Origin of the sequence: Halorubrum salsamenti (genome assembly GCF_007671685.1) — an archaeon.
Classification (GTDB): Archaea; Halobacteriota; Halobacteria; order Halobacteriales; family Haloferacaceae; genus Halorubrum; species Halorubrum salsamenti.
This window is the reverse complement of the sequence record NZ_VCNL01000005.1, coordinates 146,438-159,838: the sequence shown is the minus strand read 5'-3', so window position 1 is coordinate 159,838 and position 13,401 is coordinate 146,438. Positions and strand designations below refer to the sequence as shown.

Annotated in this window: 14 protein-coding genes; 9 read left to right on the top strand and 5 right to left on the bottom strand. The window is 63.7% G+C overall.

Annotated features, from left to right (window positions below):
* Positions 1-157 precede the first annotated feature (157 nt).
* The 4 genes from FGL94_RS14070 to FGL94_RS14055 form a co-directional block, all read right to left on the bottom strand.
* Positions 158-1,075, bottom strand: coding sequence for a DUF7351 domain-containing protein (locus tag FGL94_RS14070; RefSeq protein WP_144926582.1), 918 nt, complete (start codon positions 1,073-1,075; stop codon positions 158-160).
* Between the two features lie 16 nt (positions 1,076-1,091).
* Complete coding sequence (locus FGL94_RS14065; RefSeq protein WP_345775945.1) at positions 1,092-1,376, bottom strand: hypothetical protein; 285 nt, start codon at positions 1,374-1,376, stop codon at positions 1,092-1,094.
* 125 nt (positions 1,377-1,501) lie between these two features.
* Positions 1,502-2,359 (bottom strand): CPBP family intramembrane glutamic endopeptidase, encoded by an 858-nt coding sequence (locus tag FGL94_RS14060; RefSeq protein WP_144926576.1) that lies wholly within the window; start codon positions 2,357-2,359, stop codon positions 1,502-1,504.
* Between the two features lie 307 nt (positions 2,360-2,666).
* Positions 2,667-3,191: an ArsR/SmtB family transcription factor gene (locus tag FGL94_RS14055; protein ID WP_144926574.1), complete on the bottom strand. Its 525-nt coding sequence runs from the start codon at positions 3,189-3,191 to the stop codon at positions 2,667-2,669.
* Positions 3,192-3,388: 197 nt separating this feature from the next.
* On the opposite strand from FGL94_RS14055, the gene FGL94_RS14050 reads away from it, so the two are divergent.
* The 3 genes from FGL94_RS14050 to FGL94_RS14040 are packed head-to-tail and all read left to right on the top strand — an operon-like array spanning position 3,389 to position 6,194.
* Positions 3,389-3,604 carry a heavy-metal-associated domain-containing protein gene (locus FGL94_RS14050; protein WP_144926571.1) on the top strand — a complete coding sequence of 72 codons (216 nt, stop codon included), beginning with the start codon at positions 3,389-3,391 and terminating at the stop codon, positions 3,602-3,604.
* 4 nt (positions 3,605-3,608) lie between these two features.
* On the top strand, positions 3,609-5,528 hold the full coding sequence (locus FGL94_RS14045; RefSeq protein WP_144926569.1) for a heavy metal translocating P-type ATPase: 1,920 nt from the start codon (positions 3,609-3,611) through the stop codon (positions 5,526-5,528).
* 12 nt (positions 5,529-5,540) lie between these two features.
* Entirely contained in the window at positions 5,541-6,194 is a 654-nt protein-coding gene (locus tag FGL94_RS14040) for a hypothetical protein (RefSeq protein ID WP_144926566.1), read from the top strand.
* Here FGL94_RS14040 and FGL94_RS14035 read toward each other — a convergent pair.
* Complete coding sequence (locus FGL94_RS14035; protein WP_206664929.1) at positions 6,175-6,558, bottom strand: helix-turn-helix domain-containing protein; 384 nt, start codon at positions 6,556-6,558, stop codon at positions 6,175-6,177. The genes FGL94_RS14040 and FGL94_RS14035 overlap by 20 nt on opposite strands.
* Positions 6,559-6,574: 16 nt before the next feature.
* Here FGL94_RS14035 and FGL94_RS18840 point away from each other — a divergent pair, with 16 nt between their 5' ends.
* The 6 genes from FGL94_RS18840 to phoU all read left to right on the top strand — a co-directional run bounded on the left by FGL94_RS18840 (position 6,575) and on the right by phoU (position 13,400).
* A complete protein-coding gene (locus FGL94_RS18840) occupies positions 6,575-7,660 on the top strand; it encodes a GNAT family N-acetyltransferase (protein ID WP_321168832.1) in 1,086 nt (361 codons plus the stop codon).
* A gap of 217 nt (positions 7,661-7,877) precedes the next feature.
* Positions 7,878-9,053, top strand: a complete 1,176-nt coding sequence (locus FGL94_RS14025; RefSeq protein WP_186313420.1) for a substrate-binding domain-containing protein — start codon at positions 7,878-7,880, stop codon at positions 9,051-9,053.
* Positions 9,054-9,098: 45 nt separating this feature from the next.
* The gene (pstC, locus tag FGL94_RS14020) at positions 9,099-10,223 is read left to right on the top strand and encodes a phosphate ABC transporter permease subunit PstC (RefSeq protein ID WP_144926560.1); all 1,125 of its coding nucleotides are present in this window, start codon (positions 9,099-9,101) and stop codon (positions 10,221-10,223) included.
* The gene (pstA, locus tag FGL94_RS14015; RefSeq protein ID WP_144926557.1) at positions 10,220-11,788 is read left to right on the top strand and encodes a phosphate ABC transporter permease PstA; all 1,569 of its coding nucleotides are present in this window, start codon (positions 10,220-10,222) and stop codon (positions 11,786-11,788) included. Before pstC ends, pstA begins: the two co-directional genes overlap by 4 nt.
* The gene (gene pstB, locus FGL94_RS14010; RefSeq protein WP_144926554.1) at positions 11,785-12,726 is read left to right on the top strand and encodes a phosphate ABC transporter ATP-binding protein PstB; all 942 of its coding nucleotides are present in this window, start codon (positions 11,785-11,787) and stop codon (positions 12,724-12,726) included. The genes pstA and pstB overlap by 4 nt, the downstream gene beginning before the upstream one ends.
* On the top strand, positions 12,723-13,400 hold the full coding sequence (gene phoU / locus FGL94_RS14005; protein ID WP_345775943.1) for a phosphate signaling complex protein PhoU: 678 nt from the start codon (positions 12,723-12,725) through the stop codon (positions 13,398-13,400). Before pstB ends, phoU begins: the two co-directional genes overlap by 4 nt.
* Position 13,401 lies beyond the last annotated feature (1 nt).

Sequence of the window (13,401 nt, the reverse complement as noted above, 5' to 3'; positions counted from 1 at the left end):
ATTATCGAATAAGTGATATATTTTCAGACCGATTTCAAAACCACGGTTAAGCAACAAATCCCATTAGAGGGCCTTATCACGATATAATGAAGCATATTAGGGACAACCGCTCCGAAAGACTCAACCACTATTTTGAAAAATAGTTGATGATTATCTCTCAATCGTGATCGCGGCCGCGCACGCGCTCAGTCCGCGTGGTCCGGGCATCAGCGTCAAGGAACACTCGAAGTACTGCATCCTCGTGACGCAATTCGACTCGATACTCCGCCGGATCAGTTGCAATCTGCTCGGCACTCCAGCGGCCGTCTGTAAGATACCCGTGAAGTTCCCACCATCCGGTCCCCAGAATATCAATACCGTAATCCCAGTAAAACGCGATCGACGGGGGTCGGAACGCCGCGCTGTACGTCAGTGGCCCACTATATCGACGCAGACACGCCTCACACGCATCGATCGTGAAATATGAGACCGGTACCTCACCAGGCAGCGACTGCTCACTCGCATCCAGAACCTCAGTCTGAATCTCACCAGCACACTCGGGACAAATCCCCTCTTGAACGAGACTGAACTCCGTCGCTTGCTTGCGCTTGAGCGACTCAAGCAGCGCCGCCCCCGACCGCGCACGCGCTTGCGCCGGCGTCACGATATAGCCGGTCACTGGCTGCTCACAGGACGGACACCGCACCATAAAATACTGATCGTCTAACCCTGCCTCAAGCTGCGTTTCCCCACAGAACAGGCACATCCCTTCCGTCTCGATACTGTCAATACCTGGTGGCTGTCTGAAGTTCTCCGCAAGGATGAACCGGACGATCTGTTCACCAGCGTGTGTGAACGTATAACCGTTCTCGACCTTCCGAAGATACGTCCCCGCGAGTTCCCCAAGGTGATACGAGAGTTTCGACGTATTATCGATCTCTACACGCTCATAGATGTCCGAGAACGACAACGGTGTAAAGCCCGAGTTCGACGGACTTTGCTCAGATTGCGCGACGGCGACAGCCCGAAGAATGCCCACCCGACTCTCATCCGAAAGCAGAGCGAACATATCGGCCGCCGTTTGCTCGGAGACCATACCTACACGCTCGTTCTCACTCATCCCCAATAGCATCTGCGCCAGGAATCGCACCACGAGCGAGCGTGTCGCGGCCGTAGTACGCAATGAGAGCGACGACAACGAGTAACTGAACCGCCAACTGGACGATCGAGACCGTCCCGACTGCTGGTTCGTCGATCACGCCATCGACGACGATCAAATCCGGCGCGAGCGGCAGCAGTATATCGGCGGTGTTCGCCATCGCGTGCAGCACCACCACGATCAACACGCTGCCGGTGCCGTTGTACGCCCACCCGAGGATGACCGACAAGAGAATGATGCCGATGAACCACCTCCGGCTGGAGTGTCGGATTCGTCCGGCGCCTGAAGTCGCGGGTATTCCCCTCGTTCTTTATAACTGGGTACGCTTCCGGTTACCCGCCTTGACCGTCACTTGTCGTAAGTCTATGCAGACGTGGCCGCGTCGTGGGCGAACTCACGCGTCAACGGCGGTGCTCCGGACAGCGCGATGCCGACAGCGGCGAGTCCGAACGCGATAACACCGGCAACCCCGACCGGGCTGGCGACTAATTCACTGAGCGCAGCATCGTCCGTGACGGCATACGCAATAACGAGACCGGCGGATCCGTTGAACACCCCGTGGAGTAACGCCGCTGCGAGCACGGATTCCGAGCGGATGACAAGGTACGTATAAACTGGAGAAAGCGAGAGACAGGCAATCGTCATAGCGACGACGCCAATTACGGGGAACGAAGGATAGTTGTGGCCGGTAACGATGATCGGCGCGTGCCAGCCGCCCCAGAGCGCACCAATAGCAAACGACGCTTTCCAGAACCCCCACGGAGCCAACTCCCACAGCAGATACCCTCGCCAGCCGAACTCCTCGCCAAAGGCGAACACCGCGTTCACGGTCGCTCCAAGGCCAAGCACGAGTCCGAATGTCGCCACCACACCGAGAGCTCCCGACGGCAATTCGAGCCCCGGCGTCGGATTCGCAGTCGGATCAAACCCGACACCGGGGACGGCCACCGCGATGAGAAGTGTCACCCCCACGAGTGGCAGGGCAACCACGGCAGCCACAGCGAGCCATCGAACACGGCCGATTCGCAGACCAACTGCCGACAGCGGAATGTCACGGCGGAAACAAACGATGAGTCCTGCAATCATCGGAGAGAACATGTATGCTGGCGCAAGTGCGATCGGACTCATCGCGGTGACCCCGGAGACGACATAGAGCGCGACGGCAAAGACAACGAGAATACTGACGAACAGCGTGAGACGGCTTCGATCAGGACTTGTCATTCGACATCACCATCCCGGACAATACATCTCCAGGTTAAAAAGGAATAATCCCATCACGGTGTCCCACCCGACAATCGCTGATAGAGCGTCCGAACTATCGCTACACCCGCAAAAACGGCTCCAAGAACGAAGGGCAGTATCCCGTCGAACTCACCACGACGCTCCTCGCCATGCGACGCCGGTACGGTGATGGGCATGCTCTCCTCGGATTCGGACTCCTCGCACTCCCCCTCGGATTACCGGCCCTGTACGAGGGATATCGGCGGACGAAACGATCGACGACCTGAGATCAGAGGGTGAGGATAGCTCAGGAGTCTCGGTGAGCGCGAACGAACGCCCGTCGCAAAACGGTTAGGAGGACGAACGTCTCGTACTTCTGGGTCCGGCAGTGCTCGCAGGGCTGCATGTCCGCGACGATCTCCTCGATCGCGTCATCGTACTCGTCGGTGAGCGTAGCGAGCGCGTCCGTTATCTGGGGCCGGACGGCGTCGATCATCTCTTCGACGGCGGCGTCGGCCGAATCCGGCAGGGAGTACGAGAGGACGATGGTGTTCGCGTGATAGTACTTCGTCGTCCCACCACGGCCCTCCTCGAAGCGGACGACGTCGACGAGACCGGCGTCCCGAAGCTCGTTGATGTGGTGTCGAACCGTGTTCTCCGTCCGGTCGACACCGCGATCGTCGAGACGCGCGTGGACCTCGGCCGCGGTCAAGGCCTCCTCGGAGAGAATGTCGAGGGTCATCGCCCGCATCGGTTCATCAATGGCGTCCGAGACCCGGGGGTCCCGCACCGCGATGTCGTCGAGACGGTGGTCGGTACCGGAACTACTCATACAGGAACTGAGTGTGAGCACGAGGGAAAAGGTAGCGGGATGCGAGCGATGCGGTGTCCACCGAAGATGTAGTCTCGAATGTCCGCGAGGGCGAAAGCCCTAGACGACCCGTTTGACTGTTCCAACGACCTATATCGGTGTCTAAACATATCATCTAAAAAATACTTATTGCGGTATGGCCACTACCTCAAATCGCAATGAGCGACACGACCCAGTTCCGCGTCCTCGACTTCGACTGCCCGACCTGTGCGAGTACCGTCGAACGCGCCCTCTCGAACGTCGACGGCGTCCAGCACGTCGAAGTCCACTACACGACCGGTCGCGTCGAGATCGAGTACGACGACGACGTCGCTGACCCCGACGCCTTCGCACAGGCCATCGAAAACCAGGGCTACACGCCCCAGGCCGCCTAGACCAATGAACAAACAATCTATCACGCAGTACTACCGAAACCACCGGAAGGCCATCGTCACCGCGACGAGCGGCCTGCTCTACGGGGGTGGCTGGAGCCTGGGGTACCTCACGAGTTTCGACACCGCAAGCGCCGCCGTCCTTATCCTCGCGACGATTATCGGTGGCTACGACATCGCCAAGACGGCCTACCACGAGATCACCAACCGGACGCTCGGCATCAAGACGCTGGTGACGCTGGCCGCTATCGGCGCCGTCGTCATCGGCGAGTACTGGGAGGCAGCGGCCGTCGTCTTCCTGTTCAGCCTCGGCAGCTACCTCGAAGGACGGACGATGCGGAAGACCCGGTCGGCCCTCCAGGAGCTGCTGGAGCTGACGCCCGACACGGCGACCGTCCGCCGCGACGGGGAACTGCGGGAGGTTCCCGCCCGCGAGGTCGAAGAGGGCGAGGTCGTCGTGGTGAAGCCGGGCGGGAAAATTCCGGTCGATGGCGAGATCATCGACGGCAAAAGCACCGTCAACCAAGCGCCGGTCACCGGCGAGAGCGCGCCCGTTCACAAGGCCGACGGCGACGAGGTCTACGCCGGGACGGTCAACCAAGAGGGTGCGCTGGAAGTCCGGACGACGGGTGCGGGCTCGGATACGACGCTCGAACGCATCATCCGCCGCGTCGAGGAGGCCCAGGAGGCCCAGTCCCCCACGGAAAGCCTCATCGACCGGTTCGCGAAGTACTACACCCCGGCCGTCATCGTGCTCGCTATCAGCGCGTACGCGGTCACGCAGAACGCAATCCTGTCGCTGACGCTGTTGGTCATCGGCTGTCCGGGCGCGCTGGTCATCGGACCGCCGGTCAGCATCGTCTCGGCCATCGGGAACGCCGACCGGTCGGGCGTCCTGATGAAGGGTGGCGAACACCTCGAACGTGCCGGCAAGATCGACCTCGTCGCCTTCGACAAGACGGGGACGCTCACGAAGGGGGAGACCCGCGTGGCGGGCGTCGAGGGGTTCGGCGTCACTACTGACGAGGTGCTCTCGCTCGCGGCGACCGCCGAGAAGAAGAGCGAACACCACCTCGCCGACGCCATCGTCGACGCGGCACGCGATCGTCCGACCGCCGCAACCGATGGCGGAACTGCGGTCGCCCAGTCCGACGACGCGAGCGCCGTACGCCGGTCGGTTCCGGACCCGGATGACTTCGACGTGGTCGCCGGGAAAGGTGTCGTCGCCCACGCAGACGGTCATGAACTCGTCGTTGGGAACCGGGCGCTGCTCGACGACCGCAGCATCGATATCCCGGATCACATCGCCGAGTACGTCCGCGGCCGCGAGGAACGCGGCGAGACGGCCGTCCACGTCGTGCGAGACGGCAGCGTCGTCGGCGTGATCGCCATGCGCGACGAACTTCGAGAGGCCGCTCCTGGGGTCGTCGCGGCGCTCCAAGACGCCGGCATCGAGACCGTGATGCTCACCGGCGACAACGAGCGGACGGCAAGTGTCGTCGCAGGGGAAGTGGGCATCGACGAGTACCGCGCCGAACTCCTCCCCGAGGACAAGCAGTCCGTCATCGAGGCCTACCAGGCCGACGGCCACGTCGTCGCGATGGTCGGCGACGGCATCAACGACGCGCCGTCGCTGGCGACCGCCGACGTCGGTATCGCGATGGGCGCGGCCGGGACGGACACCGCCATCGAAACCGCGGACATGGCGCTGATGGCCGACGACCTCGAACGCATCCCCTACGCGGTCAAACTGAGCAAGGCAACGCGCTGGAACGTCCTCGAGAACGTCGGAATCGCGGTGCTGACCGTAACCGTCCTGCTCGCTGGCGTGCTCACCAGCTACGTCACGCTCGCCGCCGGGATGCTGGTCCACGAGGCGAGCGTTCTCCTCGTCATCCTTAACGGGATGCGACTGCTCCGACACTAACCACCACAACCAATGACTACAGATTCACCTACGACCGACGCGACGCACACCGGCACCGACTGGCAGGTCGACTACGACGTCGACCCGATCGAAATCCGCGACCCCGTCGCGGAGGCGCTCGGCGTCCTCGAACCGGGCGCTCCGTTCGTCATCACCTACGCGGACGCGGTGAAAGAGGCCGGTCACTCCTGTCCGACCGCTTCGGGCGCCTATCGAATCGCCCAGCTCGGACTCGACGCTCTGTATCCCGACGACTATCCGGTCCGAAGCGAGATCGAGGTCCAAGCGGCCGGTCCGCGGGACGATGCCGCATACGGCGTGATGAGCCGCATCATCTCGTACGTGACCGGTGCGACCGAAGACGACGGCTTCGGGGGTCTCGCCGGCGGCTACGGCGGCCGCCGTGACCTCTTGCGCTTCGACGCGTTCGATCCGGACACGCCGGACCCGACGTTCCGCTTCCGTCGAACCGACACGGACGAAACGATCGAAGTCACGTACCACGTTGGCGAGGTTCCCGACGGTGGGCCCGCGATCGGGAATCTCCAGCGGATCCTCGACGGGTCGGCGAGTGACAAGCAGCGGGCGGCATTCGCCGACGCCTGGCACCGCCGCGTGCAGGTCGTCCTCAGCGACGGCTCGCCGTTCACCGTGAAAACGGTCTAGAACTCTCGAAGCCGTCGTTACGATGGGTTTGGAGAGCGAGTACCGATTTTTGTCGGAGGGGTGTCACACGTCCATGTGCCCTCGACGAACCAGTGGATGACGTGCCCCTCAGCTCGATGGAGCACGTCGCTAACGTCGCGGTCGCGATGTCGAGCGCATCGGCCACGTCACCTAACGTCGATTCACGCGGTGCGCGGTAGTAGCCAGCTTCGACAGCGGCGAGCAGCACTTCTTGCTGTCGGTCGGTTAGTAGCTGGTCAGCTTGGCTCGCGTCGATCGCGCGGACGTACTTATGAACCGTTGCGCTTCTCGTCAGCGCTACGGGCGCGTACGGAGCGACAGATCTCGACGCGCTTCCGAACATATTCGAAAAACGAATTATGCGGGTCACGATCCGATTTTCAATATCGATGCAAAGCGAACCTAATACAACACGGTATCTTGAGGATATCGAGGAGGGCTCGACTCACTTTTGCGGATCGGTTAACTTCTCCCGGGACGAGATTATCGAGTTCGCACGGCAATACGATCCGCTCGCGATTCATACCGATCCGGAGGCCGCTGCAGAGAGTCGGTTCGACGGTATCATCGCGAGCGGCTATCACACCCTGTTGCTTTCCGTTCGAAAGCTCGTCGAAGCAGTTCGACAACGATGGGCCGTGATCGCCGGAATCGGGATGGACAACGTCCAGTGGCACGAACCGGTCCGAGCCGGTGATACGATTTCGGTAGCGACGACAGTTGTCGCCACAGAGCCCTCGGAGGGGGATCCCAACACAGGCGTTCTTCACGAGGAGATTACGGTGACGAATCAGTTCGAGACGACAGTGCTGTCGCTGGACTGCTACGCACTGGTCAAACGACGCCCGTCAACTCGTTGCGAGTCGCGTATCGCCTGTAACGGGTGGGACAACGCCGACTGTGAGGGAACTCCCTACTGTCCACCACGGTGTCCACGGTTCGAAGGCACCGAGGGGCGGCCGCTACTGGTCAGACCGTATCGGCCCGAGGACCGTCGAGCTCTCACGGAGTTGTACGACGGTGTCGACGAACAGGGGCAGTCGGCGGACCTCCCACTGGCAGCGATCGTTCGAACCGACGCGTGGATCGACCGGGTGACTTCTGAGGGATGGAACCTCGTCGCGTTCGACGGCGATCGCGTGGTCGGACATGCCGCCATCGCCCCCGACGACTCCGCCGACCCGGCCGTCCAGATCTACGTCGACCAAGCCGAGCGAAACCGCGGTATTGACTCGGAGCTGGTGAAACAGGTCATTGCGTACGCGGATGGCCAGCACCGTAAGCTCACGGTCGATCTGTCGGCGGCAAACGAGGGGGTAGGTGCGGTCTATCGAGAGTGCGGATTCGATATCGCCGAGAAGCGGCTATCTGAACTGCGGCTGGAGCTAGATTTACGACACTCGATCGTCGCTCGCGTCCGACAACCACCGGCGGCCCGTAACTGAATTCACTGACACCGAGCGATTCATGAGCCCCCTGTATCGACCGCAACTGGTTCAAGACATATCTCCTGTTGAGGATTTCAACGAACCCAACTAACTATATACCGGTCCATATCGGTAGCAACTGATACTGCTTGATACCGCCAACACGAGACCGGAAAGTATCAATATAACAATCTATTATAAACCTGTTTAATAGAGCTTTGCCTGCGTTCACTCGATGTCACGTGATTCGGGGCGTCAGGCGGACGCGGTATCACGCCGAAAGTATCTGCTCACGACGGCCGCCGTTGGGGCGGCCGGTCTCGCTGGGTGCAGCGGTGACAGCGAGAACGGCAACGATGGTGGCGACGGCAGCAGCGGTGGGAGCGGGGGCGAGGAGAGCAACACGATAGAGTCCGGCTCGTCGGCCCCGGCGACGGTGACGGCCGAGGGGTCGTCGACGGTGTATCCCATCTCGAACAAGGGGAGCTCCTACTGGAACTCGAACTCGCCGGCGAGCGACGGCGAGTACTGGGGGTCCAACGACGAGTCGTCGGTCGCCGGGTGGGACCAGATCGACACCGACCAGAACATCGCCGACTACTTCGCCGGCCTGTACGGGTTCGAGACGACCGGCGAGCGGTCGAACCCGCCGTTTGCCACCCGCGTCGCGCTGAGCCACTCGGGGACCGGCTGTGAGGCGGTCCGCGACGGGCTCGTCGACATCGGAAACTCCTCCGGGCCGATCACGGCCGAACTCGACATCAGCGAGGAAGAGCGCGACGAGAACTACGTCGACCACGTCGTCGGCCGCGACGGCCAGCCGGTGTTCGTCAGTCAGGCGATCTACGACGCCGGCGTCGAACAGCTCACCGGCGAGCAGATCCGCGGGATCTACCAGGGCGATATCACCAACTGGAGCGAGGTCGGCGGTCCGGACCAAGAGATCTACGTGGTCGGCCGCGCAGAGGGGTCGGGGACTGACACCTCGTTCCGGCTGAACATGCTCGGCGACGCCGACGCGGAGATGGACGTCGACACCCGCCTCGGGCAGAACCAGCAGGTCCAACAGGTCCTCCAAGACAACGACAACGCAATCGGCTACATGGCGCTGGCGTTCTCCGGGTCGGGGATCCAGGCGATCGCGATCGACTTCGAGGGCACCGTCTTCCGCCCGGACCCAGACGCCGAGAACACCATCTTCGACTCGGAGTACCCGCTGAACCGCGACCTGCACATGTACACCCGGATCGACGAGGAGACGCCCGAGGGAACGGACATGCGAGAGGCCGCGTTCCTCAACATGTTCCTGACCGAATTCGGCCAGAAGACGTTCGTCGAGGACGTCAACTACATCACCTTGCCGACGTCCGACATCGAGGCCGAACGCGAGAAGCTCCCCGATCAGGCGTAACTCCTCGGCCGCGCGGACGTTCGCTTCGCGGCCCGACCCCATTATATGTCACTTCCCCCCCAAACCGATTGGCGTGCGAGCATCGAGCGACGGCTGACCGGAACGCGGGAGTTCGTCGACGACACCGACCCGGAGGCGCTGGCAGCGGTCCTCGTCTCGATGGGGTCGCTGCTGGCCGCGTTCGTCGGGTTCCTACTGGCCTCGCCGTGGACGGCCGTTCCGTTCGGCGCGTTCCTGATCGCCACCGGCTACGGCTGGGCGCGCCATCAGGCGCTCGTCGCTCGCGCGGTCACGTTCGCGATGACGACGGTGACGCTCGTCACGCTCGGGCTCATCGTCGTGTTCATCTTCGCCGAATCGGTCCCGGCGTTTCGGTACGAGACGGCGAGCGCCTTCGGCGTCTCCGTTCCGGGACTCGGGATGTTCACACAGGCCCGCTGGGACGCCGTCTCGGACCCCGTTCGTTACTCGCTGCTCCCGATGATCCACGGGACGGTGATGGTGACCGCCATCGCGACGCTCGTGGCGGCGCCGCTCGGCGTCGCCGCGGCGCTGTTCATCGCCGAGATCGCACCCCCTCGGGTCCGCGAGCTCGTCAAGCCGGGCATCGAGGTACTGGCGGGCATCCCCTCGATCGTCTACGGGTTCATCGGCTTCACCGTCATCAACCCGTGGGCCAGTGGGGCGTTCGCGCTCAACGGCGGCTCGACGTACCTGTTCGTCGGAATGGTGGTCGGCCTGATGGCGTTGCCGACAGTCGTGTCCGTGGCCGAGGACGCGCTGACGAGCGTCCCGGACGTGATGAAGAACGGGTCGCTCGCGCTCGGGGCGACCGACTGGCAGTCGATGACCTCGATCACGCTGCCCGCGGCGTTCTCGGGCGTCTCGGCGGCCGTGCTCCTCGGTGTCGGTCGGGCCATCGGTGAGACGATGGCCGCGACGGTGATGCTGGCCGGGATTCCGCGGATCAGCGAGCCGCTCGTTAACGTCTTCTACGGCTACGAGACGCTGACCTCGCTCATCGCGCGCGGCTACGGCAGCGCGAACGGCGTCCACGAGAGCGCGCTGTTCGCCGCCGGCGTCGTCCTGTTCGTGACCGTGTTGTGTCTGAGCGTCGGCTCACAGTACATCGAGGCGAGAATGCGTCGCCGTCTCGGGGGTGTCGAATGAGCCGCGCCACGCAGACCGCGCTCGTCCGGGACGACCGCACGCTGTACGAGGCCGCTGCCGGGACTGCGGTCGGGCTCGCCGGCGTCGCGTTCGCGGCCGGCCTGGCGGCGCTTTTGGGCGTCGTCGCGATCGACGATCCCGTTGTCGGCTTCGAGCTGTCGGTCGTGTTCGGTGCGGTGCTACTCGCGCTCGGAGTGGCGGTCGTTGGCTTCGGGATGGCCTCGCGGCTGGGGTACGTCGACGCGGCACCCCAGCCCAGCGCGGGGATCGTCGCCGCGGCCGCGTTCACCGGGATCTGGGTCGCCGTGGGCGCGATCGTGTCGGGAGCAGTTGGACTCGGAACGGGCGGCCGGCTCGGGGTCGGCGTAGTATCCGGCGGGATCGCGTTCGCGGCGACCGCGTTGCCACGCGAAGATATCGGATCGACGGTCCCAGCGGGGACCGTCACCGTCCTCTGCGGGCTGTCACTCGTCACCGGCGTCGTCGGGCCCGGGTGGGAGCAGGTCCTCGTCGGCTACAACGCGACGCTGTTCGGCGACACCGTCGTCCCCGCGATCGTCCTGTTCGCCTCGCTGGTGAGCGGCTGGAGCGCCGCGAAAGCGTACGGCGGGTTCGGCGCTCGCGGACGCAACGTCGGCGCGTACGTGCTCATCTACCTCGTCGTCTGCTCGATACTGGCCGTGCTCGTCGGGCTCGTCGCCTTCGTCACGGTGAAGGGACTCCCCGGGCTGTTCAACGGGTTCGGCGTCGGGAGTGCAGCTCTCATCAGCTGGCCCTTCCTGACCAACGGTGCCGGGCTGTTAGCCGATATCGCGGGCGTGTTCCCCGCTCTCGTCGGGACGGTCTGGTTAGTTATCGGTGCCGTCCTCTTCGCCGTGCCGACCGGCGTCGGCGCCGCCGTGTTCCTCAGCGAGTACGCCGAACAGGGTCGGTTCACGGCGGCGGTCGAGGTGGCGACCAACGGCCTCTGGAGCACGCCGAGCATCGTGTTCGGCCTGTTCGGTGCCGCCTTCCTGATCCCCCGATTCGGCAACCAGAAGTCGCTGATAGCCGGAATGTTGACGCTCGGGTTCATGCTGTTACCGTTGGTGTTGATCACGAGCCGGGAGGCGATACTCGCGGTCCCCGACGAGTACCGCGACGCCAGCGCGGCGCTCGGCGTCTCCAAGTGGCAGACGATCCGCAGCGTCGTCCTCCCCGCGGCGATTCCGGGGGTGACTACCGGCGTCATCCTCGGTGTCGGACGCATCGCCGGCGAAACCGCCCCCATCCTGCTGACCATGGGCGGCGGCGTTCTCCCGGCGAAGTCGGCTGCCCCCGATGTCTTGGGTAGCTTCCAGTTGAGCGCGTCGCCACCGTTCGTCAGCAACCCCGCGTTGTTGGAGGCGACGAGCGCGCTGCCGTATCAGTTGTACGCGCTCATCACGGCGGGGCTCAGCGGGAACATTCAGAACCCACAGGAGTACGCGTGGGGGCTGGCGCTGACGCTGTTGCTCGTCGTGTTAGCCTTCTACGCGATCGGTATCGCGACGCGCTACTACTTCAGACGGAAACTTCACCAATGAGTCAGACAGACACCGCAGAGACTGCAGAGAACGCAGAGACCGCAGCGACCGCGACGAACCGCACGGACAGCCACGGAGTCTCCACGACTGCCGGCGAAACCGTCGAGGAGACGCGTCCGGAGTGGACGAGCTACGAGGCCGGCGGCGAGACGAAACTCGCCGTCGACGACCTCGACGTTCACTACGGGGACGACCACGCGCTGAAGGGCGTCTCGATGGACGTTCCCGAACGGAGCGTGACGGCGCTCATCGGCCCGTCCGGGTGCGGGAAGTCGACCTTCCTCCGATGTCTCAACCGAATGAACGACCGTATTCGCGCCGCCAGCGTCGACGGAACGGTCGAGGTCGACGGCGAGAATATCTATCAGGACGGCGTCGACCTCGTCGAGCTTCGCAAGCGGGTCGGGATGGTGTTTCAGAGCCCCAATCCCTTCCCGAAGTCGATCCGCGAGAACGTCTCCTACGGACCGCGGAAACACGGCGATATCGAGACCGGACTGCTCGCCAAGCTGACCGGTCGCGCGGAGCCCGACCGCGAGGAGGCGCTCGTCGAACGGTCGCTCCAACGGGCCGCGCTGTGGGACGAGGTGAACGACCGGTTGGAAGACAACGCGCTCGGGCTCTCCGGTGGTCAACAACAGCGCCTCTGTATCGCTCGGTGCCTGGCCGTCGATCCGGAGGTGATCCTCATGGACGAGCCGGCCTCCGCGCTCGACCCGATCGCCACCTCGAAGATCGAAGATCTCATCGAAGACCTCGCACGGGACTACACGGTGGTCGTCGTCACCCACAGCATGCAACAGGCCGCTCGGGTCTCCGACCAGACCGCGGTCTTCCTGACCGGCGGCGAACTCGTCGAGTACGACGACACGGAGAAGATCTTCGAGAACCCCGAGAGCCAGCGCGTCGAGGACTACATCAGCGGGAAGTTCGGGTGATCGCGGTGCCTCGAGAAGAGTACCGCGAGTCGCTGGACGAGTTGCGGGCCGATGTCGAATCGATGGCGAACGACGTGCTGGGTCAGCTCCAGCGGGCGCTCGACGCGCTCGACGGCGACGACCACGGGCTGGCTCGCGAAGTGATCGAGAGCGACGACCGCATCAACCAACGATATCTCGAGCTCGAGGCCGACTGTATCGATCTGATCGCGCTCCAGCAGCCCGTCGCCTCAGATCTCCGCTTCGTTGCCGCGTCGTTCAAGATACTCACCGACTTGGAGCGGATCGGTGACCTCGCGACGAACCTCGCCCGCTACGCCCTCGCCGGCGGCTCAGAGACCATCGCAGAAGTCCGGATTCAAACGATCGGCGAGACCGCCCACGGTCAGGTCCGGGGGGCCATCGACGCCTACGTCGACGCCGATCCCGAGGCGTGTCGAGCGATCGCCGACCGCGACGACGAACTCGATGCGGCGTGTCAGAACGCCAGCGAAGCCGTCGTGCGCGAGCTGATCGCCGGTACGTCCGACCGCTGGGACGTCGAACAACTGCTCGACGACGTGTCGGGGGTGCTGCTCACGATCCGCGACCTGGAACGGGTCGGCGATCACGCCGTCAACATCGCCGGGCGGACGCTGTACATGAGCGACGGCGATCCCGAACTGATCTACTGAC